Genomic DNA, 25,467 nt, shown 5'->3' on the forward strand with positions numbered 1-25,467 from the left:
ACCGTCGCTCAGTGGCGGCTACGCTTGGCGCGGTAGCCGGTGACTTCGGTCGCCTCGACCTCGAGCGTGAACGAGCGCTCCTCGCCGGAGAACAACGCGCCCACGCCCATCACCTGGCGATCGATCTCTTCGCCATCGGCGTTGCGGATGGTCAGCACCACCGAATACTCCAGCGCGTTGTCGCCCGGCGGCGGTTTGATCGTGCCCTCGACGCGCAAGGGCACGGACCGCTTCTTGGCGGACTCGACTGCATCCGGATCGAAACGCAGGTGGTGCCGGCACGACGGGCAGACGTTGGCGCTTTCGAGGATCTTCGTCTTGCAGTGCGGGCAGGTGCGTGTCGCGCCGGGCGTACCGGGGCGCGCGAGGCTCATGACGCGGTGGCGGCCTCGGTCTTGGATTCGGTCTTGTCCGACTTGCCGTTGGACTTGGCGTCCTTCCCGTCGAAGCCGAACTCCACCTGGCCGCGCATGCGCGAACCCGGTGCGATGCTCACCACGCCGGCCTTGATGTCGCCGACCACGGTGCCGCCTTCCAGCAGCTCCACGCGCTGCGCCGATTCGACGTTGCCTTCCAGTTCGCCCGCGATCACGACCTTGCGTGCGCGCACGCTGCCGTTGACCTTGGCGCCCACTTCGACGGTGAGGTCGCCTTCCACGGTGACATCGCCCTTGAAGCGGCCGGCGATGCGGATGTGCCCGGCACCGTTGATCTTGCCTTCGATCGACAGGTCGGCGGCGATGACGGACTCCTTGCCCTCGGCGGGGCGCGATGCCGGTGCGGGAGCGGGAGCCGGCTTGGGCGCCGGTGTGCCGAACGAGATCTCGCTGCGGGCGTCGGGTTCTTTCGGAAGCGCGGATTCGCTGGGGCCGGTGCCAGTTGGCGTACCGGGAACGTTCTCGCGCTTGGGGGCAGGGGATTGGGGGGAATTGAAGATCGCCATGACGCTACTTCCTCGATTGGGGCAGAACGGGGGAAACAACCCACCCGAGGCTACGCCCGTCGATACGTCATCGGTGTGACTCGCCTCACCCAATCTGCGTCGCGCACGCGATCGTTCATGGACCGATCACATGCCTGAATTGGCGAATGCGCGTCACATGCGGAACACGCCGAAGCGTGTGCGGTCCTCGATGGGCGCGTTGAAACTGGCCGACAGCCCGAGGCCGAGCACGCGACGCGTGTCGGCAGGATCGATGATGCCGTCGTCCCACAGGCGCGCGGTGGCGTAGTAGGGATTGCCCTGCGTTTCGTACTGCTCGCGGATCGGCGACTTGAAGGCGTCTTCTTCCTCGGCCGACCAGGACTTGCCGCTGGCCTCGATGCCGTCGCGCCTGACCGTGGCGAGCACGCTGGCGGCCTGTTCGCCGCCCATCACGCTGATGCGCGCGTTCGGCCACATCCACAGGAAGCGTGCGCCATAGGCGCGTCCGCACATCGCGTAGTTGCCGGCACCGAAACTGCCGCCGATGACGACAGTGAACTTGGGCACGTGCGAGCACGCGACCGCGGTGACCATCTTCGCGCCGTCCTTGGCGATGCCCGCGTTCTCGTACTTCCGGCCGACCATGAAGCCGGTGATGTTCTGCAGGAACACCAGCGGGATGCCGCGCTGGTTGCACAGCTCGATGAAGTGCGCGCCCTTGAGCGCGCTTTCGGCGAAGAGGATGCCGTTGTTGGCGACGATGCCGACCGGATAGCCGTGCAGGTGCGCGAAGCCGGTGACCAGCGTCTTGCCGTAACGCGCCTTGAATTCCTGGAAGTCGCTGCCGTCGACCACGCGTGCGATCACTTCGCGGATGTCGAACGGGCGGCGCGTGTCCTTCGGCACGATGCCGTAGAGCTCGCTGGGTGCGTACAGAGGCTCGCGCGATTCCTGCGCGGCGACCGGCAACGTCTTGCGGCGATTGAACGTGGCGACGATGTCGCGTGCGATCTGCAATGCGTGACGGTCGTCCTGCGCGAAATGGTCGGCCACGCCCGAAACGCTGGTGTGCACATCGGCGCCGCCGAGCGCCTCGGCGTCAACGACTTCGCCCGTTGCCGCCTTCACCAGCGGCGGGCCGCCGAGGAAGATCGTGCCCTGTTCCTTGACGATGACCGATTCGTCGCACATCGCTGGAACGTAGGCGCCACCGGCGGTGCACGAGCCCATCACCACGGCGACCTGAGGGATGTTCTCCGCACTCAGCCGTGCCTGGTTGTAGAAGATGCGGCCGAAGTGTTCCTTGTCGGGGAAGACCTCGTCCTGAAGCGGCAGGAACGCGCCGCCCGAATCGACCAGGTAGACGCAGGGCAGGCGGTTCTCGCGTGCGATCTCCTGTGCGCGCAGGTGCTTCTTCACCGTCATGGGGAAATAGGTGCCGCCCTTGACCGTCGCGTCATTGGCGACGATCACCACTTCCTGTCCCATCACGCGGCCGATGCCGCACACCATGCCGGCCGCGGGCGCGGCGTCGTCGTACATGCCCTCGGCGGCGAGCGGTGCGATTTCCAGGAACGGCGAACCCGCATCGAGCAGCGCGGTGATGCGGTCGCGCGCAAGCAGTTTGCCGCGCTCGGTGTGCTTGGCGCGCGCCTTGTCGCCGCCGCCTTCGGCCGCGCGGGCCAGTCGCGCATCCAGTTCGTCAACGAGCGCGCGGTGGTACGCGGCGTTGTCCTGGAAGTCCTGCGAGCGGGTATCGATGGTGGAAGTGATGGCGGGCATCGATGCGGCACGTGCGAAAGATGCGGCATCTCACCATAAAGGCGCGCCGGCGGCCAATGGCACGCCGCGGCGTGGCAGTCGTCGCGCGAGGCCTGAAAAAACGAAAGGCCCGCAAGCGCGGGCCTTTCGCGGAAACGATGCAGTGGAGCTCGATTACTTCTTTTCGGCTTCGGTAGCGGCCTTGTCGGCAGCGGCGTCGGCCTTGTCGGCAACCTTCTGCGCTGCGTCGGCCGTGGCCTGCGCGGCATCGGCGGTCGCGGCGGCAGCGCCGGCGGCGGCGTCGGAGGCGGCAGCGGACGTGGCGTCGGCAGCATTCGAGACCGCAGCGCCGGCCTGCTGGGCGGCAGCGTCGGTGGCGGCTGCAGCGGCCTGCGCGGTTTCGGTTGCAGCCGTGGCGGTGGCGTCAGCGGCGTTGTTGGCAGCGGCAGCCGCTTCGGCGGCTTCGGTCTGCGCGGAGTCGTGCTTGGTGCAGGCCGACAGGGCCAGGACGGCGGCGGCCAGCGCAACGTAAAGCTTGGTGTTCATGAGTCTCTCCGAGTAGGTGTTCGGGAATTACCAGCTAAACCAGGCATTGCCAGCGCGGGGTGAAGCACCCATCACGGGCCACCGTGGGGCAACGGACATCAGGTCCATCTACGGAAAAAGCCGCCGGGAACCCGGCGGCTTCTTCATTGTAATCACCTGGGCAATTGCTTGCCCGGGGAGATTACTTCTTGCCTTCTTCCTTGGCAGCGTCGGCGGCCTGGTCGGCAGCCTTGGCAGCCTGGTCGGCAGCGTCAGCAGCCTGCGAGGCAGCGTCAGCAGCGGCGTCGGCAGCAGCCGGAGCAGCAGCAGCGGCGGTGGCGTCGGCCGAGGTGGCAGCGGCGTCAGCAGCCTGGGCAGCGGTGTCGGCAGCGGCCTGGGCAGCGTCAGCAGCAGCGGCGTCGCCGGTGGCAGCAGCGTCGGTGGCAGCAGCAGCGGCTTCGGTCGAAGCAGCGGCGGCGTCAGCAGCGGCTTCGTCAGCCTGCTTCTGGTTCGAGCAGGCGGCCAGAGCGGCAACCATAGCCAGGGCGATCAGCGCCTTGTTGAAGGTCATGATTTGTATCCTCGTCGTTTAGTTAGGCAACGCGCAATTGCGCGTCTATAACATGATGACAAGCCGGTGACGCGTGTCAAGCGGCTTGGCCGGTTTTTTTTAAGTAATACGTTCTTAACGTCTTATACCAGTTCGACCGCGATCGCGGTGGCTTCGCCACCGCCGATGCACAGCGAAGCCACTCCCCGCTTAACGCCACGTGCACGCAGGGCATGCAGCAGCGTCACCACCAGTCGGGCGCCGCTGGCGCCGATCGGATGCCCCAGGGCACATGCGCCGCCGTTGACGTTGAGCTTCTCGTGAGGGATGCCCAGGTCCTTCATCGGCGCCATGGCCACACAGGCAAACGCTTCATTGACCTCGAACAGGTCAACGTCCTCGACCTTCCAGCCGGCCTTCTCGAGCACGTTTGAAATCGCTTTCACCGGTGCGGTGGTGAACCATTCCGGAGCCTGCGAGTGGCCGGCATGGGCCACGATGCGCGCCAGCGGAGCCAGGCCACGACGGCTCGCTTCCTCCGCGCTCATCAGAACGGTGGCGGCAGCGCCATCGGAAATCTTCGAGGAGGACGCAGCGGTCAGCACGCCTTCCTTGCCGAACGCGGCGCGCAGCGTGGGGATCTTGGCCAGGTCGATCTTGCCCGGCTCCTCATCGCCATCGACGACGACGTCACCCTTGCGACCCTTGACCGTCACCGGCACGACTTCGTCCTTGAAGGCGCCGCTGGCCAACGCGGCCTGTGCGCGTCGCGCGCTTTCGGTCGAGTACGCATCCAGCGCAGCGCGATCGAAGCCGTACTTCTCGCACGCCATGTCGCCGAACACGCCCATCGCCTTGCCGTCGTACGGATTGGTCAGGCCGTCCCACGCCATGTGGTCGAGCATTTCAGCGCTGCCGTAGCGGATGCCCGTGCGCGAGTTGTTGAGCAGGTGCGGTGCGTTGGTCATCGACTCCATGCCACCGGCGACGACGACATTGGCCGAACCGGCCTTGATCAGGTCGTGCGCCAGCATGATGGCCTTCATGCCCGAGCCGCAGACCTTGTTGATGGTCGTGCAGCCGGCCGAGGTCGGCAGGCCGGCACCCAGCGCCGCCTGACGGGCGGGTGCCTGGCCCAGACCGGCCGGCAGTACGCAACCCATGATGACTTCGTCGACCTGGTCGGGGGCGACGTTCGCGTGGGTCAGTGCGCCCTGGATGGCGGCCGTGCCCAGGGTCGGCGTCGGCACGCCGGTGAATTGACCGAGGAAGGAACCGATGGCGGTGCGCTTGGCACCGACGATGACGACGTCGCTCATGGGGACTCCAGCAGGAACAGCAGAAGCGGGCCGGCGCGCGGCCGGAACCCTGCGATTATGCGGCGCCATGCTGCGGCGCCGCAAACCACCGTCAGCCTAGCCGGAGCAGGTACAGGGCGCGCCCGCGCCCCGCCGGGGACTGCCGCTGGAAGCCGGCAGCCTCGAACAGGGAGGGCACGCCCGTCCAGACGAACGCCGCGGCCTGGCGCTCGCCCGGGTCGACGCCCTGCGGGTAGGCCTCGACTTCCCGCGCCCCCTGTTGCCGGGCGTGGTCGATGGCGGCCGCGACCAGCGCCTTCGCCACCCCCTGGCCGCGCCAGCGCGCCGGCACGAACAGGCAGTTGAGCGACCAGGTGTCTGCGCTCCAGTCGCGGTGGAGGGTTCGGCTCCGATCCAGGCGGGGGAAGTCCCCGCGCGGACCGATCGCGCACCAGCCCACGGCTTCCTCGCCGATGAAGGCCAGGACCCCGGAAGCCTCTCCTCGTTCGATCAGTGCCTGGAAGGCCACGCGGTTGGGCGCGCCCTTCGCCGCTTCCCAGGTGCGACCGCCCATGGGCACGCGCCACCACATGCACCAGCAGCCGGCGCACGCGCCCCGATCGCCGAACAGCGCATGAATCGTGGGCCAGTCATCGCGACGGAGCGGGCGGGTGCGGACAGGGGCCATGCATTCATCCTCGTGCACGCCAGGTGGAGTTTGACGCTTCGGGACGCGCATCGATTGTGACGGGCGGCGGTTGGATCGATACTCCTCACGGGCCCGCTGGGGAGCGGCTGCCACCACTGAGGACGACATGCATTACCAGGAAAAAGGACTTGTGACTGCCCTGCGCAGCGCGTTGCTGTGCACGGGATTGGTGGGCCTGGCCGCATGCGGCGGTGGCGGTGGTGGCGGCAACGTGCGGTCGAACGAACCGGCCATCGTGCCCAGCACGCCGAATCCGCCGCCCGCTACCCAGCCGCCGGTCGTCTCGACGCCGAATCCGGCTTACAGCGCGCACATCAGCCTGACCGGCGCCGACGTCGCGCACAACGCGGGCGTCACGGGCGCGGGCGTGCGCATCGGCGTCATCGACACCGGCGTGATGCGCACCCATCCCGCACTCTCGCCGCGCGTGGTCGCCAACCTCAACTATGTCGGCGCTCCCAACAATCTTGCGGTCGACGACGTGGTCGGCCACGGTACCGCGGTCTCGCAGATCGCGGCCGGCACGCCGTTCGGAGCGTGGCCCGGCGGCATCGCGCCCGGTGCGGAGATCGTCTCGGCCCGCATCATCGCGGACGAGGAGCCCAAGGACGACGGATCCGGGCAAGGCAACGAAGTGGACGGGGCTCTGGGCCTGGCCGCGATACACCAGGACCTCATCAACCGCGGCGTGCGGGTGATGAACAACTCCTGGGGCGGCCTGTACTGGACCAATCCGGCCGCCACCGCGCCGATCGCGGCGGAATACCGTCCCTTCATCATCAACAACAACGGGCTGGTCGTATTCGCGACCGGCAACGAAGCGCACGCCAATCCGTCCAGCATGGCCGCGTTGCCGAGCCAGCTGGGTCCCAACGGCACGCTGCCGGCGGCGGACCTGGAGCGCGGCTGGCTTGCCGTCACCGCGGTCAACCCGAGCAACATCAACCAGCTCGACGTGGGCAGCAATGGCCTCGTCTACGCCAACGCCTGCGGTGAGGCGATGCGCTACTGCCTTGCGGCGCCGGGTACGGTGGCCGTCACCGGCAAGGACGATAAACCGACCAGCCCGACCTACTGGCGCTGGGCCGGCACGTCGCTCTCCGCACCGCAGGTGTCGGGCGCGGCGGCACTGGTGTGGCAGGCGTTCCCGTACTTCAACAACGATCTGGTGCGGCAGACGCTGCTGGGCACTGCGCGGGACATCGGAGTTTCCGGAGTGGATCCCGTCTTCGGCTACGGACTGCTCGATGCGGGCAAGGCAGTGAAGGGGCCGGGGCGCTTCGACTGGGGTGATGTGACCGTCAACTTCGACGGCATCACCTCCACCTGGTCCAACCAGATCACGGGCGCCGGAGGCTTGATCAAGCAGGGTACCGGCACGCTGCGCATCGACGGCTCACTGAGCTACACCGGTCGCACGCAGGTGCTGGGTGGCACGCTGGACCTCACGCGCTCTGCGTTGCCCAGCACAACCCTGATCGGTGCGCAGGGGCGCCTGATGCTGCGCGGAGGAAGTTCGTATGGCATCGAGAACCAGGGGCGCCTCGATGTTCTGGGCACGTTCCCGGTCAGCAGCTATCTGCACGGTGCCAACGCCACGCTGGCGTTCAACGTGGGCGACTACCTCAACGTGATGGGCACGGCACAGATCAACGGTGGCACGGTCCAGGTTCTGGGCGTGAAATCCGGTTACGTGTGGACTGCACACGAGCCCGTGCTGAAGGCATGGACGCTCACGGGCCAGTTCAACGCGCTGACCGCAGCGCAGGGCGTCTTCCTCAATGGCTCGCTGAGCTACGACCCGACCACCGTCTGGCTCAACATCACCCGCCTGGACGTCACGGCCGCGGCCCAGTCGATGGGACTGACCACGCAGTCGGTCGGCAGCGCGCAGCGCGTGGAAGGCGCCTTCGACGAGATCGACGCAGGCGCGGGTGCGCAGGGCGCGGTTGGGAACGGCTTCCTGTCCGGCGCCGGCGCGATCCAGGGCTCGCCGACCGCGGCCGCCGCGGAACGTACGCTGTCGAGCCTGTCCGGCGAGCTGCACAGCGCGGATGCAACGTTCGCGCTGATGGCCATCGAAGGCAACCGTCGCGCGCTGGAATCGCGCGTGGACGAAGTGCTCGATGCGCCCGCGGGCGGCGCGTGGTACGACCAGCTCACCGCGCAGCGTGCGATGTCGCAGTTCGACCTCGACGCGAGCGGCTGGGTCGTCGGCCAGGACCGCCGTCACGGCGAGCGCCTCACGCTCGGCGCGGCCCTGTCGCAGACCGATGCCTACGCGTACCACGACCAGCGCTACGACCGCGAGCGCAACCGCCAGCTCGAAGCGCAGTTCTATGCGGCCTACGACCTCGGCGCGGCGTATCTGCTGGGCAGTCTGTCGATGGGCAACATGCAGCGCTGGACACAGCGCGACGTGCTGCTGGGCGAGGAGGCGTTCCGCGTGCGGACCGACTACGCCGACCGCTATGCCAGCGCCAACCTGCAGGCCGGTATTCCGTTCCACGTCGGCAACGGCCGCCTCACGCCGTACGCGGGCATGCAGAGCCTGCGCCTGGAACGCAACGGCTTCAGCGAGGACGGCGCGGTCGGTTTCGGCCTGAGCACGTCGGATTCGTCGATGACGGTGAACCAGGCATTGCTCGGCGCGCGTTACGCAACCGGCTGGCGGACGGGCTCAACGCACTGGGACCTGCAGGCACGACTGGAATGGCAGCGCCTGCTCTCGCAATCCGGCGGCGACATCGAAGCCCGTTTCACCGCGCTGGACGTCTGGTCGCCGATCCTGGGCAACGGGATCGACCGCGACGTCGGCGTGTTCGGCTTCGGCCTGGGCACGTGGCTGCGCGGCGGCAGCCGTCTGGGCTTCGATCTGGATGCGCGCCACGACCAAGGCGAAACCTGGTCGCGGGCGATGGTGAACTGGTCGAAGAACTGGTGAGTTCGGTGTTCGGGCAGCGGCTCAGTGCCGCTGCTCGAACAACTCGCGTCCGATCAGCATGCGGCGGATTTCGTTGGTGCCGGCACCGATGGCGTAGAGCTTGGCATCGCGCAGGATTCGTCCCGTCGCGAACTCGTTGATGTAACCGTTGCCGCCCAGCGCCTGGATGCCTTCCAGCGCCACCTGCACGGCGGCTTCCGAGGCGTGCAGCAGGCACGCGGCCGCATCGACGCGGCTGCTGTGGCCGCCATCGAAATCGCGCGCCACCTGGTAGGCGAACGCGCGGCTGGACTGCAGCGCGGTGTACATGTCGGCGATCTTGCCCTGCATCAGTCCGAACGTGCCGATGGCCGCGTTGAACTGCTTGCGTTCGCGCACGTAGGGCAGGGCGAGGTCCAGCGCCGCCTGCATCAGGCCGATGGGGCCACCGGTGAGTACCAGGCGTTCGGTGTTGAGGCCGCGCATGAGCACACGCACGCCCTTGTTCACTTCGCCCAGCACGTTCTCCGCCGGAATCTCGCAGTCCTCGAACACCAGTTCGCAGGTGTTGGAGCCGCGCATGCCCAGCTTGTCCAGCTTCTGCGCGGTGGAGAAACCCTTCATTCCCTTCTCGACGAGGAAGGCGGTCATGCACTGGCTGCCCGCATCCTTGCCGGCGGTGCGCATGTAGACGATCAATACGTCGGCCTCGGGGCCGTTGGTGATCCACATCTTGTTGCCGTTGGCCACCCACACGCCGTCGCGCAGTTCCGCGCGGCAGCTCATCGAGCCGACCACGTCCGAGCCCGCACCCGGTTCGCTCATCGCCAGCGCGCCTTTCCACTCGCCGCTGCACAGCTTCGGCAGGTACTTCTGCCGCTGCGCTTCGTTGCCGTTGGCGTACAGATTGCTCACGCACAGGTTGGAGTGCGCGCCGTAACTCAGGCCGACCGAACCGGACGCGCGCGAGATCTCCTCCATCGCCACCAGATGCGCGAGGTAACCCATGTCGCTGCCGCCGCACTCGCCCGGCACCGTCATGCCCAGCAGGCCCATCTCGCCGAGCTTCGGCCACAGGTCCTGCGGGAACCAGTTCTCTTCGTCGATCTGCGCCGCACGCGGTGCGATCTCGGCCTCGGCGAAACGTCGTACGGCGTCGCGCAGGGCGTCGATGTCTTCACCGAGGGGGAAAGGGCGCATGGGAATCCTGTCAGTCCGGAGGGCGGGGCGTGGTCTTCGACGACGCGCGATGACTCGATTCTAAAGGTGTCGCATGAAACCTTCGTCGTGCGGTGCAATAAAGACGCGGCCGTACTGGGCGCACCTTTCCCCCGCGAGAGGTCTTGCGTCAAAGAAAACGCCCGGGCAAGCCGGGCGTTTTCTCAGTGCTTCGGGTTGATGCCGTCAGGACGGATCAATGCCCGCCGCGGATACGACCCTGGAAGCGCGGAGCCGAGCGGCCCAGCGGCAGCTTCAGCTTGCCGATGGCGGTGATGCGCTCCTCGGCCAGGCGGTCGGCCGCGCGGTAGGTCGGGATGCCGTCACGCTCGGCGATCTCGAAGATGCGCGCCAGGTTGTGGTAGATCGTGCGCATCATGCGCATGGCACGCTCGCGGTTGTAGCCGTCCAGTTCCAGCGCCACGTTCATCACGCCGCCCGCGTTCACCGCGTAGTCCGGTGCGTACAGGATGCCGCGCTTGGCCACTTCATCGCCGATGGCGTTGTTGGCCAGCTGGTTGTTGGCCGCGCCGCAGATGACCTTGGCCTTCAGGCGGGGCAGGGTGTTCTCGTTGACGGTGCCGCCCAGCGCGCACGGCGAGTACACGTCGGCCGGCACGTCGTAGATCTCGTCCAGGCCCACGGCTTCGGCGCCGTACTCGGACACGGCTTTGTCGACCAGACCCTTGTTGATGTCGGTGACGAACATCTTCGCGCCGCGCTCCTTGAGCAGCTTCACGAACTCCATGCCCACGTGGCCCAGGCCCTGCACGGCGTAGGAATACTTGCCGACTTCCTCGTCGCCGAAGCGCTTGTTGAGCGTGGCCATCAGGCCCTGCAGCGTGCCGTAGGCGGTGAACGGCGACGGGTCGCCCGAGCCGCCGTGGACCTGGTGCACGCCGGTGACGTACTCGGTCTCGCGGTACACGTATTCCATGTCGTTGACGTCGATACCGACGTCCTCGGCGGTGATGTAGCGGCCGCCCAGCGCTTCGACGAACTGGCCAAATGCGCGGAACAGCGCTTCGGACTTGTCGACCGCCGGATCACCGATGATGACCGCCTTGCCGCCGCCGATGTTCAGGCCGGCGACCGCGTTCTTGTAGGTCATGCCGCGGCTCAGGCGGAGCACGTCGTTCAGCGCGTCCTGCTCGGTCTTGTACGGCCACATGCGCGTACCACCGAGGGCCGGACCGAGCACGGTGTTGTGGATCGCGATGATGGCCTTCAGGCCCGCGTCCTTGTTGTGGCAAAACACGACCTGCTCGTGGCCGAAGGTGTCCAGGGTTTCGAAAATCATCGGGTGCTCCGCTGTTGGCGCGAGTGGTTGCGCGTCGCGCTTTACGCCAACTGTGATGGGTAAGTCGTTGAATCGAAATGGATTCGCCTCTGCGACAAAGGCTTGGGGCCCGCCGCAGGCGCGGTAGTCTAAATCAATCAGGGGATACGGATGCGTACGCGTTCAGCCCGTCGCCGGCGTGACGCCCGTTCAGAAATTCCGGTAGGGCGCCTGGCGCAGCCAGAGGGTGGCCAGCCACTTCACTCCGCGCTGCACCGGCAGGCCGGCATGCAGCGAATCCACGTCCGGTGCGCCATCGGCGTGCAGGTTGTCGAAGATCACCGCGCGCCCGGGCCGGGGCGCCACGCGCAGGCCGGCCACCGGGAATTCCGTCTCGCCGCCGGCCTGCACCTCGTTGAGGTACACGCAGATGGTGCGCAGGCGGTTGCCGGCGTCCGGACGGTCGCGCTCAAGCGAGCCCGGCGGGCGGTAGTCGCGGTGCGGGCGGTATTCCTGTCCGGGCTCGTAACGCAGCACGGTGAGGTGCTCGGCATGCGAGAGCGGCACGCCGGCGGCCGACGCCATGCGCAACTGCACCGCGCGCAAGGCGACGTCTTCCAGGATCGGGTCCAGCGACGCATCGCTGCTGGTACGCAGGTCCATCGCCAACGGCAGGCCGTCATTCGGGTCGATCGTGCGCGAACTCTGCAGACGCGATTCCGATGCCGCGATCAGCAACCGGCATTCGTCCGCGCTGAGCAGCCCGTCCACGGTCAGCACGTGCGGACGCGCCGACTGCAACGTCAGGTCCACCGGTTGCAACACGTCTTCCATCTGCAGCTGGCCGGGCTGGGCGTTTATCGGCACGAACTCCGGCACGGCCACCGACGGCAACGGCCCGACCCCGTGCTGCGCCAGCTGGCGACGCAACTGCGCCGCGGCGTCGGGACGAGGGCGGCAGCCTTCGCCGCGCTGCAAGCGTTCGGCGAGCAACCGCGCCGCGACCGCGTCGCCCAGGCCCGCCGCACGTTCCAGCCATTGCATGCAGCGCGCCTGGTCGTCGCGATCGGCCTTGCGCCCGAAATGCATCGCCACCGCGCGCAGTGCCGGCGGGTATTCCGCGCGCACGGCCAGCATCAGGCGTTCGTTGATGCGCCCGTCGCGCGGCAGCGCCTGTCCACCCAGCGCGATCAACGCCAGGAAATAGCCGGCGATGGGGCTGCCGGCCAGTTCCGCGCGCAGCAGCCATGCCACCGCCTGCGACGCATCGGCATCGCAGCCCACGCCGTACATCAGCATGCGCGCGTGTTCGATCTGCGCATTCGCCAACCCGGCCTCGGCGGCCCGGCGGTGCAGGACGAAGGCCTCGGCCATCTGATGCCGCAGCACCAGCGCCGACGCCAGCCGGTACAGCGCCGGCGGCGAACCGTCGCGGGCCTGGTGGCGCAGGTCGAACAGGGCGGGGTCGTCGATCATGGGCGGTGGTGCGGACGGGCTAGGAGTGTAGTCACAAAAGGCACGGACTTTGCCGGCCATGGCGGCCGCCCACCGGCCGGGCCCACGCCTTCCCGCGCCGCACAACGAGCCCGTAATTCCCCTCGGGCTACAATACGGATTCGTTCGTTTCCGAATTGAGCAGTCCATGAGCACCCCCGCCACCAACCTGCCCGAAGCCGCCACCGAGACCAGCCCGCTGCGGTTCGTCACCGCCGCCAGCCTGTTCGACGGGCACGACGCCGCCATCAACATCATGCGGCGCCTGATCCAGGGGCAGGGTGCGGAAGTCGTCCATCTGGGCCACAACCGTTCCGTGGAGGACGTCGTCCGCGCCGCGTTGCAGGAAGACGCCGACGGCATCGCGCTGTCGTCCTACCAGGGCGGCCACGTCGAGTACTTCAAGTACATGGTCGACATGCTCAAGGAACGCGGCGCCGGCCACATCCGCGTCTTCGGCGGCGGCGGCGGCACCATCACGCCAGAAGAGATCCGCGAACTGCAGGCCTACGGCGTCGAACGCATCTACCACCCCAACGACGGCATGCACATGGGCCTGGTGGCGATGATCGAGGACGTCGTGCGCCGTGCCGGCGATGCCCGCAAGTCCGCGCAGCACCCGGACCAGTCCGCCAGCATCGACGATGAAATCAGCATCGGCCGCACCCTCAGCGCCATCGAGGAAGGTGTGTTCGACGACGCCCAGCTCGCGCACCTGCGCAAGCAGTGGCAGCTGGCCGGCGGCAAGACGCCGGTCATCGGCATCACCGGCACCGGCGGCGCCGGCAAGTCCTCGGTGACGGACGAACTGCTCAACCGTTTCCTCGCCAGTTTCCCGGAGATGCGCGTTGCCGTGATCTCCGTCGACCCCACGCGCCGCCGCACCGGTGGCGCGCTGCTGGGCGACCGCATCCGCATGAATTCGCTGCGCAGCAAGCGCGTGTACATGCGTTCGATGGCCACGCGCCGCCAGCACATGGCCACCAACACCGTGCTGAAGGACTGCATCGGTTTCCTCAAGGGGCTGGGCTACGACCTGGTCATCGTCGAGACCGCCGGCATCGGCCAGTCGGATTCGGAGATCGTCGACCTGGTCGACTTCCCCATGTACGTGATGACCAGCGACTTCGGCGCGCCGAGCCAGCTGGAAAAGATCGACATGCTCGACTACGCGGAACTTGTGGTGCTCAACAAGTTCGACAAGCGCGGCGCCGAAGACGCCCTGCGCGACGTGCGCAAGCAGTGGAAGCGCAACCGCGTCGCCTTCCAGACCAAGGACGAGGACGTCCCGGTCTACCCGACCATCGCCAGCCAGTTCAACGACCCCGGCATCAGCTGGATGTTCGCCAACCTGTGCCGCCTGCTGCGCGACAAGCTGCAGCTGCCGACGGAAAAGTGGACGCCGGACATCGACACCGCGCTGAAGGAGCCGCGCGCCACCGTGCTGATCCCCGGCGCGCGCGTGCGGTACCTGGCCGAGATCGCCGAACAGGGCCGCGGCATCAACGCCAAGATCGAAACGCAGTCCGAGACCGCCGACCGCGCGCAGAGCTACTGGCAGTCGCTGCACGACCTGGGCGACGCGGCGCTGCCGAAGGCGCTGGACCTGTACGCCGCCGATGCACTGCTTTCCACCTCTCCCCTTGCGGGAGAGGTCGACGCGCGCAGCGCGTCGGGAGAGGGGAGCGCGCAAAGCGCGCCCGACCGCACCCTCCTCACCCTCCGCCAACGCTACAACGACGCCGTCCAGTCCCTGACTTCAGAAGCCCTGAAGCTCCTGCGCGACTGGCCCGCGCGCCTGAAGTCCATCACGGACGAAGTCAACGAATACCAGGTCCGCGACAAGACCATCCGCGTCGAGAACTACCGCGAGTCGCTGAGCCACCAGAAGATCCCGAAGATCGCCGCGCCCACCTACAAGAGCTGGGGCGAGCTGCTGACCTTCTTGCAGAAGGAAAACCTGCCGGGCTACTACCCGTACACCGGCGGCGTGTACCCGTACCGCCGCACCGGCGAAGACCCCATCCGCATGTTCGCCGGCGAAGGCACGCCGGAGCGCACCAACCGCCGCTTCCATTACCTGTCCGTCGGCCAGCCGGCCGCGCGCCTGTCCACCGCGTTCGACAGCGTCACGCTGTACGGCGAAGACCCCGCCGTGCGCCCGGACATCTTCGGCAAGATCGGCAACTCCGGCGTCAACATCGCCACGCTGGACGACATGAAGAAGCTGTACTCCGGCTTCGACCTGTGCGCGCCCAGCACGTCCGTTTCGATGACCATCAACGGCCCGGCGCCGATCATCCTGGCGATGTTCATGAACACCGCCGTCGACCAGCAGGTGGAGAAGTACCTGCGCGCCGATCAGCACCGCTGGGACGAAGCGCACGACAAGATCGAAAAGATGTTCGAAGGCCGCAATCGCCCGCAGTACAGCGGCATGCTGCCCGAGACCAACGACGGCCTCGGCCTGGGCCTGCTGGGCGTCACCGGCGACCAGGTCGTCGACGAAGAGACCTACGCGAAGATCAAGGCACACACCCTCGCCACCGTGCGCGGCACCGTGCAGGCCGACATCCTGAAGGAAGACCAGGCGCAGAACACCTGCATCTTCAGCACCGAGTTCGCCCTGCGCATGATGGGCGACATCCAGCAGTACTTCGTGGACAAGAACGTCCGCAACTTCTACTCGGTGTCCATCAGCGGTTACCACATCGCCGAAGCCGGCGCGAACCCGATCAGCCAGCTGGCTTTCACGCTCAGCAACGGCTTCACCATCGTCGAGTACTACCTCGCGCGCGGCATGAAGATCGACGACTTCGCGCCCAACCTGTCGTTCTTCTTCAGCAACGGCATGGACCCGGAGTACACCGTCATCGGCCGCGTCGCCCGCCGCATCTGGGCCCGCGCCATGCGCGAGCGCTACGGCGCCTCCGCGCGCAGCCAGATGATGAAGTACCACATCCAGACCAGCGGCCGATCCCTGCATGCGCAGGAGATCCAGTTCAACGACATCCGCACCACGCTGCAGGCCCTGTACGCGCTGTTCGACAACTGCAACAGCCTGCACACCAATGCATATGACGAAGCCATCACCACGCCCACGGAAGAAAGCGTGCGCCGCGCCGTGGCCATCCAGATGATCATCAACAAGGAGCTGGGGCTGAACTTCAACGAGAACCCCTGGCAGGGCAGCTTCATCGTCGACAAGCTCACCGACATCGTCGAAGAAGCCGTCTACAAGGAGTTCGAAGCCATCAGCGAGCGCGGCGGTGTGCTGGGCGCCATGGACACCATGTACCAGCGCGGCAAGATCCAGGAAGAAAGCCTGTACTACGAGCACAAGAAGCACGACGGCAGCCTGCCGCTGATCGGCGTGAACACCTTCCTGCCCAAGGACCACGGCGGCGACATCGTCACCGAGATCGAACTGATCCGCTCCACCGAAAGCGAGAAGGGCCAGCAGATCGACAACGTCGCCGGCTACCAGGGCAACCGCAACGGCTTCGCCGCCGATGGGTTGAAGTCCCTACAGGCCACCGCCCGCGAACGCCGCAACGTGTTCTCCAGTTTGATGGAGGCGGTGAAGACGCACAGCCTTGGGCAGATCAGCCATGCGTTGTACGACGTGGGTGGGGAGTACCGCCGCAACATGTAATTCGTCCTGTCCACCGGACATCGGAAGGCCCGCTTCGGCGGGCCTTCATTTTTTGCGCGCGCTGTCGCTAAACTCGGCCGGGGACAACACGGGGATGGGGTATGGACACTCGCGCGGCACTGCGGGCGCTGTGTGCGTCTGCTGCACTTTTCATCGGACTGGCGCAGGCGGCAGGGTCGCCGCCCGACTTTGCCGCTGCGGAAGCCGGACGCGCCATTGCCAAGGTCGAAGAGGCCACCCAACACGCCTATGACGAAGCACTCGCCGCGCTGGATGCCGCCACGAAGCAGGCACCCGGCGACATCGGGCTCGCCGTCTCGCGATGCCGCTTCCTTCAGTTCTATGGCGACCCGGAAGGTGTCCGCTGGATTTCCGGCGCGGAGGACGCCCTTGCGTCCTGCACCCAACAACTGCGCGAGCGCTGGCCGAATGCGCCGCAGGTGGCGTTGTTCGAGATGGAAACGCTCTTCGGCGAGGAGGCCGCCACGCGCGGCGAAGCCCTCCTGAAGGTCGCCGACCAGTGGCCGGCGCCGCCCCGGCGCGAGCTGCTGAGCCAGACATCGATGGGCCACGAGTTCAACGACAACCCGGAACGTGCCGGCGAACTGGCCCTCATGGCGGTCCGCATGGGCGATGTTTCCCGTACCGGCGCCGCGGCACAGTATCTGGTGAACCAGAAGAAGTTGGACGAGGCCGCCGACCTCCTGGCGAAGGCCGCGCCGTCGGAAAACCCGATGGACGTGGCCGGTCGCGTCAAGGCCGCCCTCGCATTGCCCGACCCGAAGGCCGGCTTGGCGGAACTGCGTCGCAAGCCGGAGTTGATGGAGTACGTCGACCACGAAGTGGCCGCGCGCGCCTACCTGCGAGCCGGCGATTTCGCCTCTGCGCAGCGCGTGCTCAAGAACGTCTGCATCAAGTGCGAAGCGACCCGGTCGCTCAAGTTCGAAGCCGCCATGGGCGCCCGCGACTACGCCGGCGCAGCCAAGCTGGTGGACCTGACCGATCGCCCGAACTTCGCCGGCCACCTCTCGCGCTTCGCCACGCTGGCGATGGCCGCGCCCCTCACGCTGGTCAGCCCGACCATGCTGCCGGGCCTGGCGATCTGTCTCGCGTGGCTGCTGCTGTTGCTGCTGGCGCCCGGCGTGGTGCTGGTGCCCGCGCACTACCGAGGACTGGCGCGGCGCCTCAAGGGCAAGGTCAGTGAACCGATGTTCCCGGCCATTGGACTGAAGCGCGCGTGGTACGGCGCGGCCGTCGCGCTGATCGTCCCGATGGTGGTGCTGATGCTGGTGCGGCCGGAGGCGATGGCCGACCTGTTCAGTGGCAACGCCGCGGCATCGGCGCAGATGTTCCGCGCCTTCCTCATCGCCGAAATCACGGCGTTGGTGTTCGTCGTGCCGGCGCTGGTCGGCATGACGCGGCGCCAGTTCCTCGGCGACCGCACCGCGCTGCGCACCTGGTGGATCGTGCTGCTGATGTGGGGCGCGCTGATCGCCCTGGGCTGGGTGCTGGCCGTCGTGCAGACATGGATGGGTGTGAACCTCGAAACCGCGCAGACGCGCATGGTTGCCGCGATGGTCGAAGGCGGCGAAGAACTCGGCGGCCCGATGCTGACGCTGCTGATCCTGGCGCTGATCGGCCCCGTGTTTGAAGAGGTCGTCTTCCGCGGCCTGATGCTGGGCGGCCTGTCGCGCCACATCAGCTTCGGCTGGGCCAACGCGCTGCAGGCGCTCGGCTTCGCTGCCATGCACGACGACCCGCCGCGCTTCCTTTACTACTTCGCGATGGGCCTTTTCGGCGGCTGGCTGGTGAAGCGGACCGGGTCACTGGCGCCGACGATTGCGCTGCATGTGCTGAACAATGCGGTGGCGGTGGGGGTTTTGTTGGGGGTGGGGTGAGGGGGCGTGAACGGAACAGTAACTATTGAAGGATGTCGGGTTGAGTTCTCGCGCATTCGCGTGATGGCAGCGTCGTCTGGCTGACTGGCTGGGAGCAGTGAAACAGGCGAGGTCTGATGGGATGTGTACCACACGGGAATTGACATCAGCCAGCGTAGCCCGAGTAAGCGGAGCGCACCCGGGTTTGATCAACGAAGCTCCATCCTTTGAGGCTGACTCGCAGGCAACTTCGGTTACCTGAGCTGGTTGGCGGATCCTCTGGAGCGTGGATAGATGACTGCATCTAAAGGCACAACAGTTTCAGGGTATCGAAACAAGAACGGTCAAGTGGTTGTAAGGTCAACGGGGCTTCCTGGGACCGACCACCTTCAGAAGATCTACGTCCTACGTTGCGATGCGTGCAAGCTGGAGTACGGAGCCAACGGTAGCGATATCTTTCTCAGGCGCTGCCCAAACTGCGGAGGTGGGCGTCCAGGGCTCGACTACCACCCAGCGTAGCCCGGGTAAGGGAAGCGCACCGAGGATCGGCATAACGAGCACGAGAAGTGTTCAGCGCACAGAACTGTTAGCGGCGCAGCTAGGATCGAGACGACCCCTCGATGCCCAGCGCTTTTCTGGTTCGGAGGACAAGCGAAGCGCTCCCGAAGTATTTAACGAACATTGCAAGGTTCTTAATGCGTTTATACGGTTATCCCAATCACGGGCTCCCGATAGAGCAGATCAAGTCGGAAGAGCTTGCAGAAATCACGTTCGTCGCCACGCCGGACGAGGCTCGCAGGACTGCGGCGTTCCTCATGCACGCCGCAGACGAGATGGAGCGGATGGGGGCGGCGTACAGCCACGTTCACCTGTCCGACGTCCAGGCGGGGTTCGATGACTCCCCGCATGTCACGGTGTTCAACGCGCAGAACCTCTAGCCGTTGCCGCTTGGAGGCGTGTGTTGCTGACACTTCGCACAACCGCGCTGGGACTTAGGCTCATTGCCGGCAGTCGAACGCCCTAGCAGACTCCCTCTCAAGGAGCGTCGAAGCTCCGCATCAAGCGGTAACCCGCCACCGAATCACAGGCGGGTTTCTTATGCCCGAATCCTGGGCATGAGTCCGGCGCAACGATGTTCCGCGTCGGGAGGGCGGCTAATACAACACCTCGCAAGAGGAAATACGCCCGCCGGCTTGATGCGGCTTCGAACCTCCCGACACCTTGCGCTGCCTCCGCAGCGCAAGCCGGCTGGTTTGCTGGAGACACCACATGCGAAAGGATCCTCGCTCCATCCCCGCCGCGTTCCGCGGCTACTTGTTGCCCACGCGCGCGCACGAATCGCTGGTCCACACGCGCGACCAGCTGCGCCTGCTCGCGCAGTTCACCGAAGCCCGCAGCGAACGGCGCGAAGTCCTGTTCGTCTCGCCCGACGCCCTGTCCGAACTCTTCGACCGCGTCGCCAACCATCTGGACGACGCACTTTCTGTCGTGATCCACGACGACCCGGGGTCCGGGTCGGCGTGACGCGCGTAGTACGTGCGAAGAGTGGCGGACTGCCGCGCGTCAATCCTCACCCGGAATTGCCGGGTCGAACGCGAGCAGATCACCGGGCTGGCATTGCAGCACGTCGCAGATCGCCTCAAGCGTGGAGAAGCGGATCGCCTTGGCCTTGCCGGTCTTCAGGATGGACAGGTTGGCCAGGGTGATGTCGATGCGCGCGGCCAGCTCGGTCAGCGTCATGCGCCGTGCGTGCAACAGGTCGTCCAGTCGGACCACGATGGCCATGTCAGACGGTCCCTTCCAGGTCGGCCCGCATGCGTGCGCCGTGGGCGAACACGCCGGACAGCACGAACAGCATCAGCACCGCCAGCCACGGAGCGAACGAGAAGCCGTCGATCTTTCCGGGCTCCCACACCGCCGAGGCAATGGCGGCGACGATCATGCGCAGCACCTCCAGTGCCAGCACGCTCCAGGCGATGGCGTTGAGTCGTCGGGCGTTGGCCGCAATGAACGGATCGCCGCCGCGCACCGTGTCGACGATGGCCAGCAGGCGACGCAGCACGGTGTGCACGATGCCGGCACCGATCAGGCCGATGACGACGATGGCGCGCAGCCCGGCCGGCGCCCACGGGTATTGAGTCACCAGTTCGATGCCCAAGGGCCGCTTCGGCCAGCCTTCAATGAAGAAGCTGGCGATGAGCAGCCCCGCGACGCCGGCGGCGTAGAGGACGTTGAGGGCCGTCAGGCCCTGGATGACCGGGCGGGCGACGCCAAGGGCGCGGGCGGACATGCTGTTCATGGTGGCCTCCGGGGTGGGGACGGGTATCGTGAAACGATAATAGACATATTGTTTAACGATAAAAATAGGCCGGAAGACACCCCTCGCGCGTGGCCGGGGCCCAGGGAGCCCCGGGCCTCCATGTCCTCACGCGGATCCGGACTGTCCGCCCGGTTGCGCGGCCGCCGTTGCCTTGCGTGTGATGCAGGCCCCTCTGGGCCGGAGGGGTTTCGCATGTACCCACGCAGCATGGCGGTCGCGGTCCTCGTCGCAGGGATGGCGTGCGTGACCGGTTGCGCGCCGAAAGCCCCGCAAGGCAGCGACGCCGACAGCGAGCGGCAAGCGCTGGTGCAGCGAGCGCAGGCCTTCAAGCGCGACGCCGCCAGCACGCCCGCGCTCACGCCGGCGCGCAAGACGGAGCTGCAGCAACTGGCATCCGATGTCCGCGCCTGGCAGGCGCGCACCAAGCGCGAGGATGTGCACGTCACGCGCGACTCGCTGACCACGAAGCGCATCAACGACAGCGGCGGTGGCGGCGGCTGCGAGTCCTGCCCGGGTTACCGCCTGGACGGCGACCGCATCTGCTTCCTCGAAGAAGAAGGCGAATGCCCCGTCGACGACGGCAGCGACCTGCAACTCGGCCGCGTGTGCGTCTACAGCTGCATCTGGATTGGCGCGGAGGCGGAACCGGCGCGCAAGGCGCCCTGAGCACTCGTGCGGCCGCGAAGGTATTCCCGGCCGCACCGATAGTGCAGCGACGTCGCCGCCTGTCCTCGCCCGTGTCCATCGTCCTGACCGACGTCGCCCGCACCCGCCTGCTACTCGCCGCGCGGAACCTCGATCGCGACGATGGGCTGCTTGCGTGACACGAGCCGGTGCCCGCAGGCGAGCGCGGCGCCGTCGTAGGCGGCACGGAGATGGCCGAAGTAGGGCGCGCCTTCGACCACGCGGGTGGGACCGCACGCACCACAGGTCACCGCATGTCCGAGGCAGACGAGCGGGCGCAGGAGCCCGTCCTGGCAGGCCACCCGGACATCGGCCAGCCCTTCGGTTGTCTCCCCGCCTGCGTTGGTTGTGTCGCCCACGACAATCACGTGACGCCTTTCCATACGACTCTTTCTCCCTGATCGAGGCGACCTTGTAGCCAAGCGATCCCGTGAGCCGCAATGAGAATTTTTCTCGCATCGGCGTGCGACCTCGGCGCGGGGGATGGGGTGGCCCCCGGTGTCGGCCGGGAGTGCGCCCTGGACCGGGCATGCGGGCTTCGAGCTTTGGCGGCGACCTCACGGGTTGGGTACGACTCGCCGGATGACGGCTACCATCGGCGGGCAGGAACAGAAGGGGGCGGGAAGGAATGAAAGGTCTCAAGGGCGTCGCGAATCGGCGGGCCGATGCGCTCGCGCGCGTGAGCTGGGATCGTCTGGAAGCGCTGCTCGCGGCCTATTACCGCAGCGAAGGCTATGAGGTCGAGCACGTCGGTACGGGTGCCACCGGCGCGAAGTTCGACGGCGGCATCGATCTGAAGCTGCGACGCGGCGAGCAGTTCATCATCGTGCAGTGCAAGCACTGGAACGCGATGAAGGTGCCGCACAACGCCGTGCACGAACTGCTGGGGCTGATGGTCAACCACGGTGCCACCGGCGCCATCCTGGCCAACAGCGGTGAGTTCACCAAGGCGGCCATCGAGGCTGCGCAGAAGCTGGGGCACGTGCAGCTCATCGACGGCGACGAACTGCGCATGATGCTGGGCCCCATCCGCGAACCGGCGACCGCATTCGATGCGGTGCGCATGGGTGCCGCGGATGGCGCAGGCACCGCGATGGCCCGGCGGCTGGGCGAGCGACTGCTGTCCGCAACGGGTGACCGCACGCAATCGCCCGGCGCCACCCGCAGTGTCGCGGTGGTGCTGGCGTACAAGGTGCTTGTCACCGTGTTGTTCCTGGGGTTTGTGCTGCTCATGTATCACGTGCTCGTGGACCGGATCACGGCCACGCTGGCGCCGAAGCCGCCCGCGTCCGCGCCGCCTGTTTCGGCGCCCGTGCAGACGGTCACGGCATTGCCCCCGTCCACGACGTCGCAGGCCGATCCCTGCCACGAGGTCATCGATGCGGCCTCGGGCTCGTACATCGACCATTGCGCCTCCGGCGAAACACCGCGAGCCACGGCCCGGAGCCAGCGGGAACAACAGCGTCGAGCCGAAGAGGCGATGAAGGTCATCAAGGAATCGACACCGGAGCTGTGACGGTGCGGGGCGGCCGCGTTGCCGCGGCTTCTTTGGCATGATCGCCGCAACGACCACACGCAGGGGGCGTCATGGACGGTGCAGGGCAGGCTGGGCTGGGCAACGCGGAAGGTTCGTTCGCCGACTTGTGGCAGTGGTACACGTACCTGGGTGACAAGTGCGACAGCTATTCGCGCAGTTCCTTTGAGGACTTCGGGCTGCTGTTCTCCACCGGGGCGATGGCGGCGTGGGTGCCGGTCTCGGCGCAGTTCCCGGAGCAGGCGCTGGGCACATGGGCGCCGCTGGCGGGGTTCGTGGCGATCCTCTTCTTCATCGTCATCGTCGGTACGCGCACGCTGGCCAAGCAGGCGCTGGTGCAGTACTACCTGGCGCAGATCGCGCGCGTGGAGACGAGCATCGCGGCGCGATTGTCGGCGGACGACGGCGCGGCCTTCTCGTTCGGGCGACAGTGATCGCAGTGGCAGCGTCAACATTACGAGCCGATCATGCAGCGCTTCCTGTTGCTGTTTGCGCTGTTCCTGTCGGTGGTGCCCACCGCCGCGTTGTGGGTGGGCTCAGGGCGCGCCAAGGCGCTGACCTATCTGGCGTGCTTCGTCGTGGCCGGCGGTGTGTACGCCTCGGCGGCGGGCAAGCTGCGCGATGCCGCGGGCGACGCGGGGCGCAACGCATGAGTGCCGTGCAACGTGTGGCCGCGTGCGTCCTGCTGTTTGCGTGCGCGATGCCGTATGTAGGAAAGGCCGCGTCCAACTCGCCAGCCGGGGCCACTGTCGCGGACACGGCGACCGCCGAGCCGGTCATCGCCACGGCAGAGGAAACGCGCGCCATCCTTGCAGTGGTGTTGCCCGCGGTTGGATTCGAAGGCATGCCGCCTCCGCCGCCGGAGCCGGCACGGGCGCAATCCTCGCACAAGCAGCAGCCGAACACGCTGTTGCTGGCCGATGAGTCGATCTGCCTGGGCGACCCCGCGGCGAAGTGCGACGGCCACCTGGCGGACGCTCCACCCGCTGCGCTGGATGGCTTCGTGCCCCGCAGGCTGTTCGATGACCTGCTGCGGGCCAACGTGTCGGTGGTTCCGCTCGACCTCTCGGGCATTCCGGGCACGGCGATGGTCCGGTCGAGCGATCTGGAGGCGGCGTTCGCCGGGCCTCCGGATCTCGATCGCTGGGCGCAGTTCCATCGCACGTTTCCCGGCGCGTCCGGCGTGCTGCATATCACCCGGCCCGTCCTGAGCGCCGACCGCAGCAGTGCGTTGCTGTACGTGACCCATCATTGCGGCGGGTTGTGTGGCGCCGGGCTGCTGGTTCGCCTCGAACGTTCGCCGCACGGCTGGCGGGTCGTCGAACACAAGGGCGTCTGGGTCAGCTGATCGGCGCGGTCGCGCGCGTGGCCGATAATGGCGCATCGCCACCGATGCCCCGCCCATGTCCATCTTCCTCACCGACTTCGCCCGCGCCCGCCTGTTCCCGCGGGAGTCGCGGCGCAACACCATCCAGGACTGCACGCCGGAAGCGTTCGAACGCCACCTCAACGAGGTCGCGCCGCTGGCCGTGCTGGATGGCTACGCGCCGTTCTGCAAACTGCACGTGCACCGCAACTGGACGTCCACGCGTTGCCTGGCGGTGCCGATCACCGACGACAACCGACACCTGCTGCGCTCCGAGTACGAAGCCCGCACGCGCGAGGAACTGCCGGTACTGGTGCGCTGGTTCGAAGGCATCGACCCGCCCGTGGCCGATTACCTCATCGTCATCCTCTACGACCGCGAGCAACTGGCGAAGGAAGGCACGCACATCGACGCCGACTGGGGCGTGGTGGGCTGCATGTACACCGCCGAGCCGGTCGAAACGCCGATGGCGCCCATCACCATGATGCGCAACGCGCTGGGCGTGGAAGAGGGCGGCTCCGGCGTACCGATGGACCGCAAGGCGTATCTGCACAGCGTGGAGTTCTGGCGCACGCATGCGAACTGGCGCGGTTGAGCGCAGGGCTTGACGGCGCCTTCCATCCATTTGGCTAAAGTCGGCCAAACGTCCCAGGCAGGCTCGGCATGAAGATGACCCGCATCACGCCCATGCTGCCGGTGCGCAGCGTGTCCGACAGCACCGCGTTCTATCGCAGGCTCGGCTTCGAGGTGGTGAAGCAGAACGACTCGTGGCGCTGGGTGCTGCTGGCGTTCGACGACTGCCAGCTGATGCTGGACGAGTCGATCAATCCGCACCCGGACGTGGCGCGCTGTTCCGTGCTGTACCTGTATCCGGACGACATCGCCGCCTACCACGCGAAGGTGCGCGCGAACGGCGTGGAAGTGCCGGAGCTGGAAACCTCGTTCTACGGGATGACCGAGTTCCGTATCGAGGACCCGGACGGCAACCGGTTGTGGATCGGGCAGAGCGCGGCAGCGCCGGAGCTGTGACGCCGCGAGGCGACGCCGATCACAGTGCGCGCAGTGCGCCCGTGGGTTTTACGTCGCGCGCGCTCCGCTCTCCCGCCGCACGAAGCGCGTTTGACCTCTCCCGCAAGGGGAGAGGTGCATGGCTCGCGCATGTCCCTTCTCCCCTCGCGGGAGAAGGTGCCCCGAAGGGGCGGAAGAGGGGGCTTCCGCGCCGATGCGATTCCCTTCCCGCGAGGCGAAACCCGTCCCGTGATGGCCCGCCGCGCCGCCGACAGGTACCTTAGCCCCAGCCCAGCCCGAGCGACCGCCGATGGCCCCGCCGACCCGTCGTGATTTCCTCG

25 protein-coding genes are annotated in these 25,467 nt (G+C 67.0%); 12 read left to right on the forward strand and 13 right to left on the reverse strand.

All coding sequences use genetic code 11. The annotated features are described in order from the left end of the window. Window positions 1-8: 8 nt before the first annotated feature. The 7 genes from QLQ15_RS11500 to QLQ15_RS11530 form a co-directional block, all read right to left on the reverse strand. On the reverse strand, window positions 9-374 hold the full coding sequence (locus tag QLQ15_RS11500; RefSeq protein ID WP_283212908.1) for a hypothetical protein: 366 nt from the start codon (window positions 372-374) through the stop codon (window positions 9-11). Further along, window positions 371-943, reverse strand: coding sequence for a bactofilin family protein (locus tag QLQ15_RS11505; RefSeq protein ID WP_283212909.1), 573 nt, complete (start codon window positions 941-943; stop codon window positions 371-373). The genes QLQ15_RS11500 and QLQ15_RS11505 overlap by 4 nt, the downstream gene beginning before the upstream one ends. Window positions 944-1,096: 153 nt before the next feature. Continuing rightward, window positions 1,097-2,707: a carboxyl transferase domain-containing protein gene (locus QLQ15_RS11510; protein ID WP_283212910.1), complete on the reverse strand. Its 1,611-nt coding sequence runs from the start codon at window positions 2,705-2,707 to the stop codon at window positions 1,097-1,099. Between the two features lie 153 nt (window positions 2,708-2,860). Next, a complete protein-coding gene (locus tag QLQ15_RS11515) occupies window positions 2,861-3,232 on the reverse strand; it encodes a hypothetical protein (protein ID WP_283212911.1) in 372 nt (123 codons plus the stop codon). A 181-nt stretch (window positions 3,233-3,413) separates the two neighbouring features. Further along, window positions 3,414-3,782 carry a hypothetical protein gene (locus QLQ15_RS11520; RefSeq protein WP_283212912.1) on the reverse strand — a complete coding sequence of 123 codons (369 nt, stop codon included), beginning with the start codon at window positions 3,780-3,782 and terminating at the stop codon, window positions 3,414-3,416. 122 nt (window positions 3,783-3,904) lie between these two features. Further along, entirely contained in the window at window positions 3,905-5,080 is a 1,176-nt protein-coding gene (locus QLQ15_RS11525) for a thiolase family protein (protein WP_283212913.1), read from the reverse strand. A 91-nt stretch (window positions 5,081-5,171) separates the two neighbouring features. Next, window positions 5,172-5,747: a GNAT family N-acetyltransferase gene (locus tag QLQ15_RS11530; RefSeq protein WP_283212914.1), complete on the reverse strand. Its 576-nt coding sequence runs from the start codon at window positions 5,745-5,747 to the stop codon at window positions 5,172-5,174. Window positions 5,748-5,898: 151 nt separating this feature from the next. On the opposite strand from QLQ15_RS11530, the gene QLQ15_RS11535 reads away from it, so the two are divergent. Continuing rightward, a complete protein-coding gene (locus QLQ15_RS11535; RefSeq protein WP_283212915.1) occupies window positions 5,899-8,712 on the forward strand; it encodes an autotransporter serine protease in 2,814 nt (937 codons plus the stop codon). A 21-nt stretch (window positions 8,713-8,733) separates the two neighbouring features. Here the strand turns inward: QLQ15_RS11535 and QLQ15_RS11540 are convergent, their stop codons facing one another. The 3 genes from QLQ15_RS11540 to QLQ15_RS11550 all read right to left on the reverse strand — a co-directional run bounded on the left by QLQ15_RS11540 (window position 8,734) and on the right by QLQ15_RS11550 (window position 12,661). Further along, entirely contained in the window at window positions 8,734-9,891 is a 1,158-nt protein-coding gene (locus QLQ15_RS11540) for an isovaleryl-CoA dehydrogenase (RefSeq protein ID WP_283212916.1), read from the reverse strand. Window positions 9,892-10,105: 214 nt separating this feature from the next. Continuing rightward, the gene (locus QLQ15_RS11545) at window positions 10,106-11,209 is read right to left on the reverse strand and encodes a Glu/Leu/Phe/Val dehydrogenase dimerization domain-containing protein (RefSeq protein ID WP_283212917.1); all 1,104 of its coding nucleotides are present in this window, start codon (window positions 11,207-11,209) and stop codon (window positions 10,106-10,108) included. A gap of 189 nt (window positions 11,210-11,398) precedes the next feature. Beyond that, window positions 11,399-12,661, reverse strand: coding sequence for a 2OG-Fe(II) oxygenase (locus QLQ15_RS11550; protein ID WP_432277858.1), 1,263 nt, complete (start codon window positions 12,659-12,661; stop codon window positions 11,399-11,401). 169 nt (window positions 12,662-12,830) lie between these two features. On the opposite strand from QLQ15_RS11550, the gene QLQ15_RS11555 reads away from it, so the two are divergent. From QLQ15_RS11555 to QLQ15_RS11570, 4 genes are all read left to right on the forward strand, one after another. Continuing rightward, the gene (locus tag QLQ15_RS11555; RefSeq protein ID WP_283212919.1) at window positions 12,831-16,337 is read left to right on the forward strand and encodes a methylmalonyl-CoA mutase family protein; all 3,507 of its coding nucleotides are present in this window, start codon (window positions 12,831-12,833) and stop codon (window positions 16,335-16,337) included. A gap of 101 nt (window positions 16,338-16,438) precedes the next feature. Next, on the forward strand, window positions 16,439-18,235 hold the full coding sequence (locus tag QLQ15_RS11560) for a CPBP family intramembrane glutamic endopeptidase (protein ID WP_283212920.1): 1,797 nt from the start codon (window positions 16,439-16,441) through the stop codon (window positions 18,233-18,235). A 599-nt stretch (window positions 18,236-18,834) separates the two neighbouring features. Then, complete coding sequence (locus tag QLQ15_RS11565) at window positions 18,835-19,152, forward strand: hypothetical protein (RefSeq protein ID WP_283212921.1); 318 nt, start codon at window positions 18,835-18,837, stop codon at window positions 19,150-19,152. 331 nt (window positions 19,153-19,483) lie between these two features. Further along, on the forward strand, window positions 19,484-19,738 hold the full coding sequence (locus QLQ15_RS11570) for an XAC0095 family protein (protein WP_283212922.1): 255 nt from the start codon (window positions 19,484-19,486) through the stop codon (window positions 19,736-19,738). 39 nt (window positions 19,739-19,777) lie between these two features. On the opposite strand, the gene QLQ15_RS11575 is transcribed toward QLQ15_RS11570, so the two are convergent. Both QLQ15_RS11575 and QLQ15_RS11580 read right to left on the reverse strand, forming a co-directional pair. Then, window positions 19,778-19,999 carry a helix-turn-helix domain-containing protein gene (locus tag QLQ15_RS11575; protein ID WP_283212923.1) on the reverse strand — a complete coding sequence of 74 codons (222 nt, stop codon included), beginning with the start codon at window positions 19,997-19,999 and terminating at the stop codon, window positions 19,778-19,780. Window position 20,000: 1 nt separating this feature from the next. Beyond that, window positions 20,001-20,513: a DUF2975 domain-containing protein gene (locus QLQ15_RS11580; RefSeq protein WP_283212924.1), complete on the reverse strand. Its 513-nt coding sequence runs from the start codon at window positions 20,511-20,513 to the stop codon at window positions 20,001-20,003. A 213-nt stretch (window positions 20,514-20,726) separates the two neighbouring features. Here QLQ15_RS11580 and QLQ15_RS11585 point away from each other — a divergent pair, with 213 nt between their 5' ends. Further along, window positions 20,727-21,200 (forward strand): hypothetical protein, encoded by a 474-nt coding sequence (locus tag QLQ15_RS11585; protein WP_283212925.1) that lies wholly within the window; start codon window positions 20,727-20,729, stop codon window positions 21,198-21,200. 110 nt (window positions 21,201-21,310) lie between these two features. Here QLQ15_RS11585 and QLQ15_RS11590 read toward each other — a convergent pair whose 3' ends face one another. Then, a complete protein-coding gene (locus QLQ15_RS11590; RefSeq protein WP_283212926.1) occupies window positions 21,311-21,586 on the reverse strand; it encodes a PAAR domain-containing protein in 276 nt (91 codons plus the stop codon). Between the two features lie 260 nt (window positions 21,587-21,846). On the opposite strand from QLQ15_RS11590, the gene QLQ15_RS11595 reads away from it, so the two are divergent. From QLQ15_RS11595 to QLQ15_RS11620, 6 genes are all read left to right on the forward strand, one after another. Further along, a complete protein-coding gene (locus QLQ15_RS11595; protein ID WP_283212927.1) occupies window positions 21,847-22,734 on the forward strand; it encodes a restriction endonuclease in 888 nt (295 codons plus the stop codon). 71 nt (window positions 22,735-22,805) lie between these two features. Then, window positions 22,806-23,186 carry a hypothetical protein gene (locus tag QLQ15_RS11600; RefSeq protein ID WP_283212928.1) on the forward strand — a complete coding sequence of 127 codons (381 nt, stop codon included), beginning with the start codon at window positions 22,806-22,808 and terminating at the stop codon, window positions 23,184-23,186. Window positions 23,187-23,219: 33 nt separating this feature from the next. Beyond that, window positions 23,220-23,405 (forward strand): hypothetical protein, encoded by a 186-nt coding sequence (locus QLQ15_RS11605; RefSeq protein ID WP_283212929.1) that lies wholly within the window; start codon window positions 23,220-23,222, stop codon window positions 23,403-23,405. Then, window positions 23,402-24,100 carry a hypothetical protein gene (locus QLQ15_RS11610; protein ID WP_283212930.1) on the forward strand — a complete coding sequence of 233 codons (699 nt, stop codon included), beginning with the start codon at window positions 23,402-23,404 and terminating at the stop codon, window positions 24,098-24,100. Before QLQ15_RS11605 ends, QLQ15_RS11610 begins: the two co-directional genes overlap by 4 nt. Window positions 24,101-24,155: 55 nt before the next feature. Next, window positions 24,156-24,713, forward strand: a complete 558-nt coding sequence (locus tag QLQ15_RS11615; protein ID WP_283212931.1) for a DUF3228 family protein — start codon at window positions 24,156-24,158, stop codon at window positions 24,711-24,713. 68 nt (window positions 24,714-24,781) lie between these two features. After that, entirely contained in the window at window positions 24,782-25,147 is a 366-nt protein-coding gene (locus QLQ15_RS11620) for a VOC family protein (RefSeq protein ID WP_283212932.1), read from the forward strand. Window positions 25,148-25,467 lie beyond the last annotated feature (320 nt).

Origin of the sequence: Lysobacter stagni (genome assembly GCF_030053425.1) — a bacterium.
In the GTDB taxonomy this organism is placed as follows: domain Bacteria; phylum Pseudomonadota; class Gammaproteobacteria; order Xanthomonadales; family Xanthomonadaceae; genus Lysobacter_J; species Lysobacter_J stagni.

What these genes read in the sequence shown, in the direction of transcription:
- QLQ15_RS11500 (WP_283212908.1), bottom strand. Translation starts at nt 374, where the DNA reads ATGAGCCTCGCGCGCCCCGGTACGCCCGGCGCGACACGCACCTGCCCG.
- QLQ15_RS11505 (WP_283212909.1), bottom strand. Translation starts at nt 943, where the DNA reads ATGGCGATCTTCAATTCCCCCCAATCCCCTGCCCCCAAGCGCGAGAAC.
- QLQ15_RS11510 (WP_283212910.1), bottom strand. Translation starts at nt 2,707, where the DNA reads ATGCCCGCCATCACTTCCACCATCGATACCCGCTCGCAGGACTTCCAG.
- QLQ15_RS11515 (WP_283212911.1), bottom strand. Translation starts at nt 3,232, where the DNA reads ATGAACACCAAGCTTTACGTTGCGCTGGCCGCCGCCGTCCTGGCCCTG.
- QLQ15_RS11520 (WP_283212912.1), bottom strand. Translation starts at nt 3,782, where the DNA reads ATGACCTTCAACAAGGCGCTGATCGCCCTGGCTATGGTTGCCGCTCTG.
- QLQ15_RS11525 (WP_283212913.1), bottom strand. Translation starts at nt 5,080, where the DNA reads ATGAGCGACGTCGTCATCGTCGGTGCCAAGCGCACCGCCATCGGTTCC.
- QLQ15_RS11530 (WP_283212914.1), bottom strand. Translation starts at nt 5,747, where the DNA reads ATGGCCCCTGTCCGCACCCGCCCGCTCCGTCGCGATGACTGGCCCACG.
- QLQ15_RS11540 (WP_283212916.1), bottom strand. Translation starts at nt 9,891, where the DNA reads ATGCGCCCTTTCCCCCTCGGTGAAGACATCGACGCCCTGCGCGACGCC.
- QLQ15_RS11545 (WP_283212917.1), bottom strand. Translation starts at nt 11,209, where the DNA reads ATGATTTTCGAAACCCTGGACACCTTCGGCCACGAGCAGGTCGTGTTT.
- QLQ15_RS11555 (WP_283212919.1), top strand. Translation starts at nt 12,831, where the DNA reads ATGAGCACCCCCGCCACCAACCTGCCCGAAGCCGCCACCGAGACCAGC.
- QLQ15_RS11560 (WP_283212920.1), top strand. Translation starts at nt 16,439, where the DNA reads ATGGACACTCGCGCGGCACTGCGGGCGCTGTGTGCGTCTGCTGCACTT.
- QLQ15_RS11565 (WP_283212921.1), top strand. Translation starts at nt 18,835, where the DNA reads ATGCCCAGCGCTTTTCTGGTTCGGAGGACAAGCGAAGCGCTCCCGAAG.
- QLQ15_RS11570 (WP_283212922.1), top strand. Translation starts at nt 19,484, where the DNA reads ATGCGAAAGGATCCTCGCTCCATCCCCGCCGCGTTCCGCGGCTACTTG.
- QLQ15_RS11575 (WP_283212923.1), bottom strand. Translation starts at nt 19,999, where the DNA reads ATGGCCATCGTGGTCCGACTGGACGACCTGTTGCACGCACGGCGCATG.
- QLQ15_RS11580 (WP_283212924.1), bottom strand. Translation starts at nt 20,513, where the DNA reads ATGAACAGCATGTCCGCCCGCGCCCTTGGCGTCGCCCGCCCGGTCATC.
- QLQ15_RS11585 (WP_283212925.1), top strand. Translation starts at nt 20,727, where the DNA reads ATGTACCCACGCAGCATGGCGGTCGCGGTCCTCGTCGCAGGGATGGCG.
- QLQ15_RS11595 (WP_283212927.1), top strand. Translation starts at nt 21,847, where the DNA reads ATGAAAGGTCTCAAGGGCGTCGCGAATCGGCGGGCCGATGCGCTCGCG.
- QLQ15_RS11600 (WP_283212928.1), top strand. Translation starts at nt 22,806, where the DNA reads ATGGACGGTGCAGGGCAGGCTGGGCTGGGCAACGCGGAAGGTTCGTTC.
- QLQ15_RS11605 (WP_283212929.1), top strand. Translation starts at nt 23,220, where the DNA reads ATGCAGCGCTTCCTGTTGCTGTTTGCGCTGTTCCTGTCGGTGGTGCCC.
- QLQ15_RS11610 (WP_283212930.1), top strand. Translation starts at nt 23,402, where the DNA reads ATGAGTGCCGTGCAACGTGTGGCCGCGTGCGTCCTGCTGTTTGCGTGC.
- QLQ15_RS11615 (WP_283212931.1), top strand. Translation starts at nt 24,156, where the DNA reads ATGTCCATCTTCCTCACCGACTTCGCCCGCGCCCGCCTGTTCCCGCGG.
- QLQ15_RS11620 (WP_283212932.1), top strand. Translation starts at nt 24,782, where the DNA reads ATGAAGATGACCCGCATCACGCCCATGCTGCCGGTGCGCAGCGTGTCC.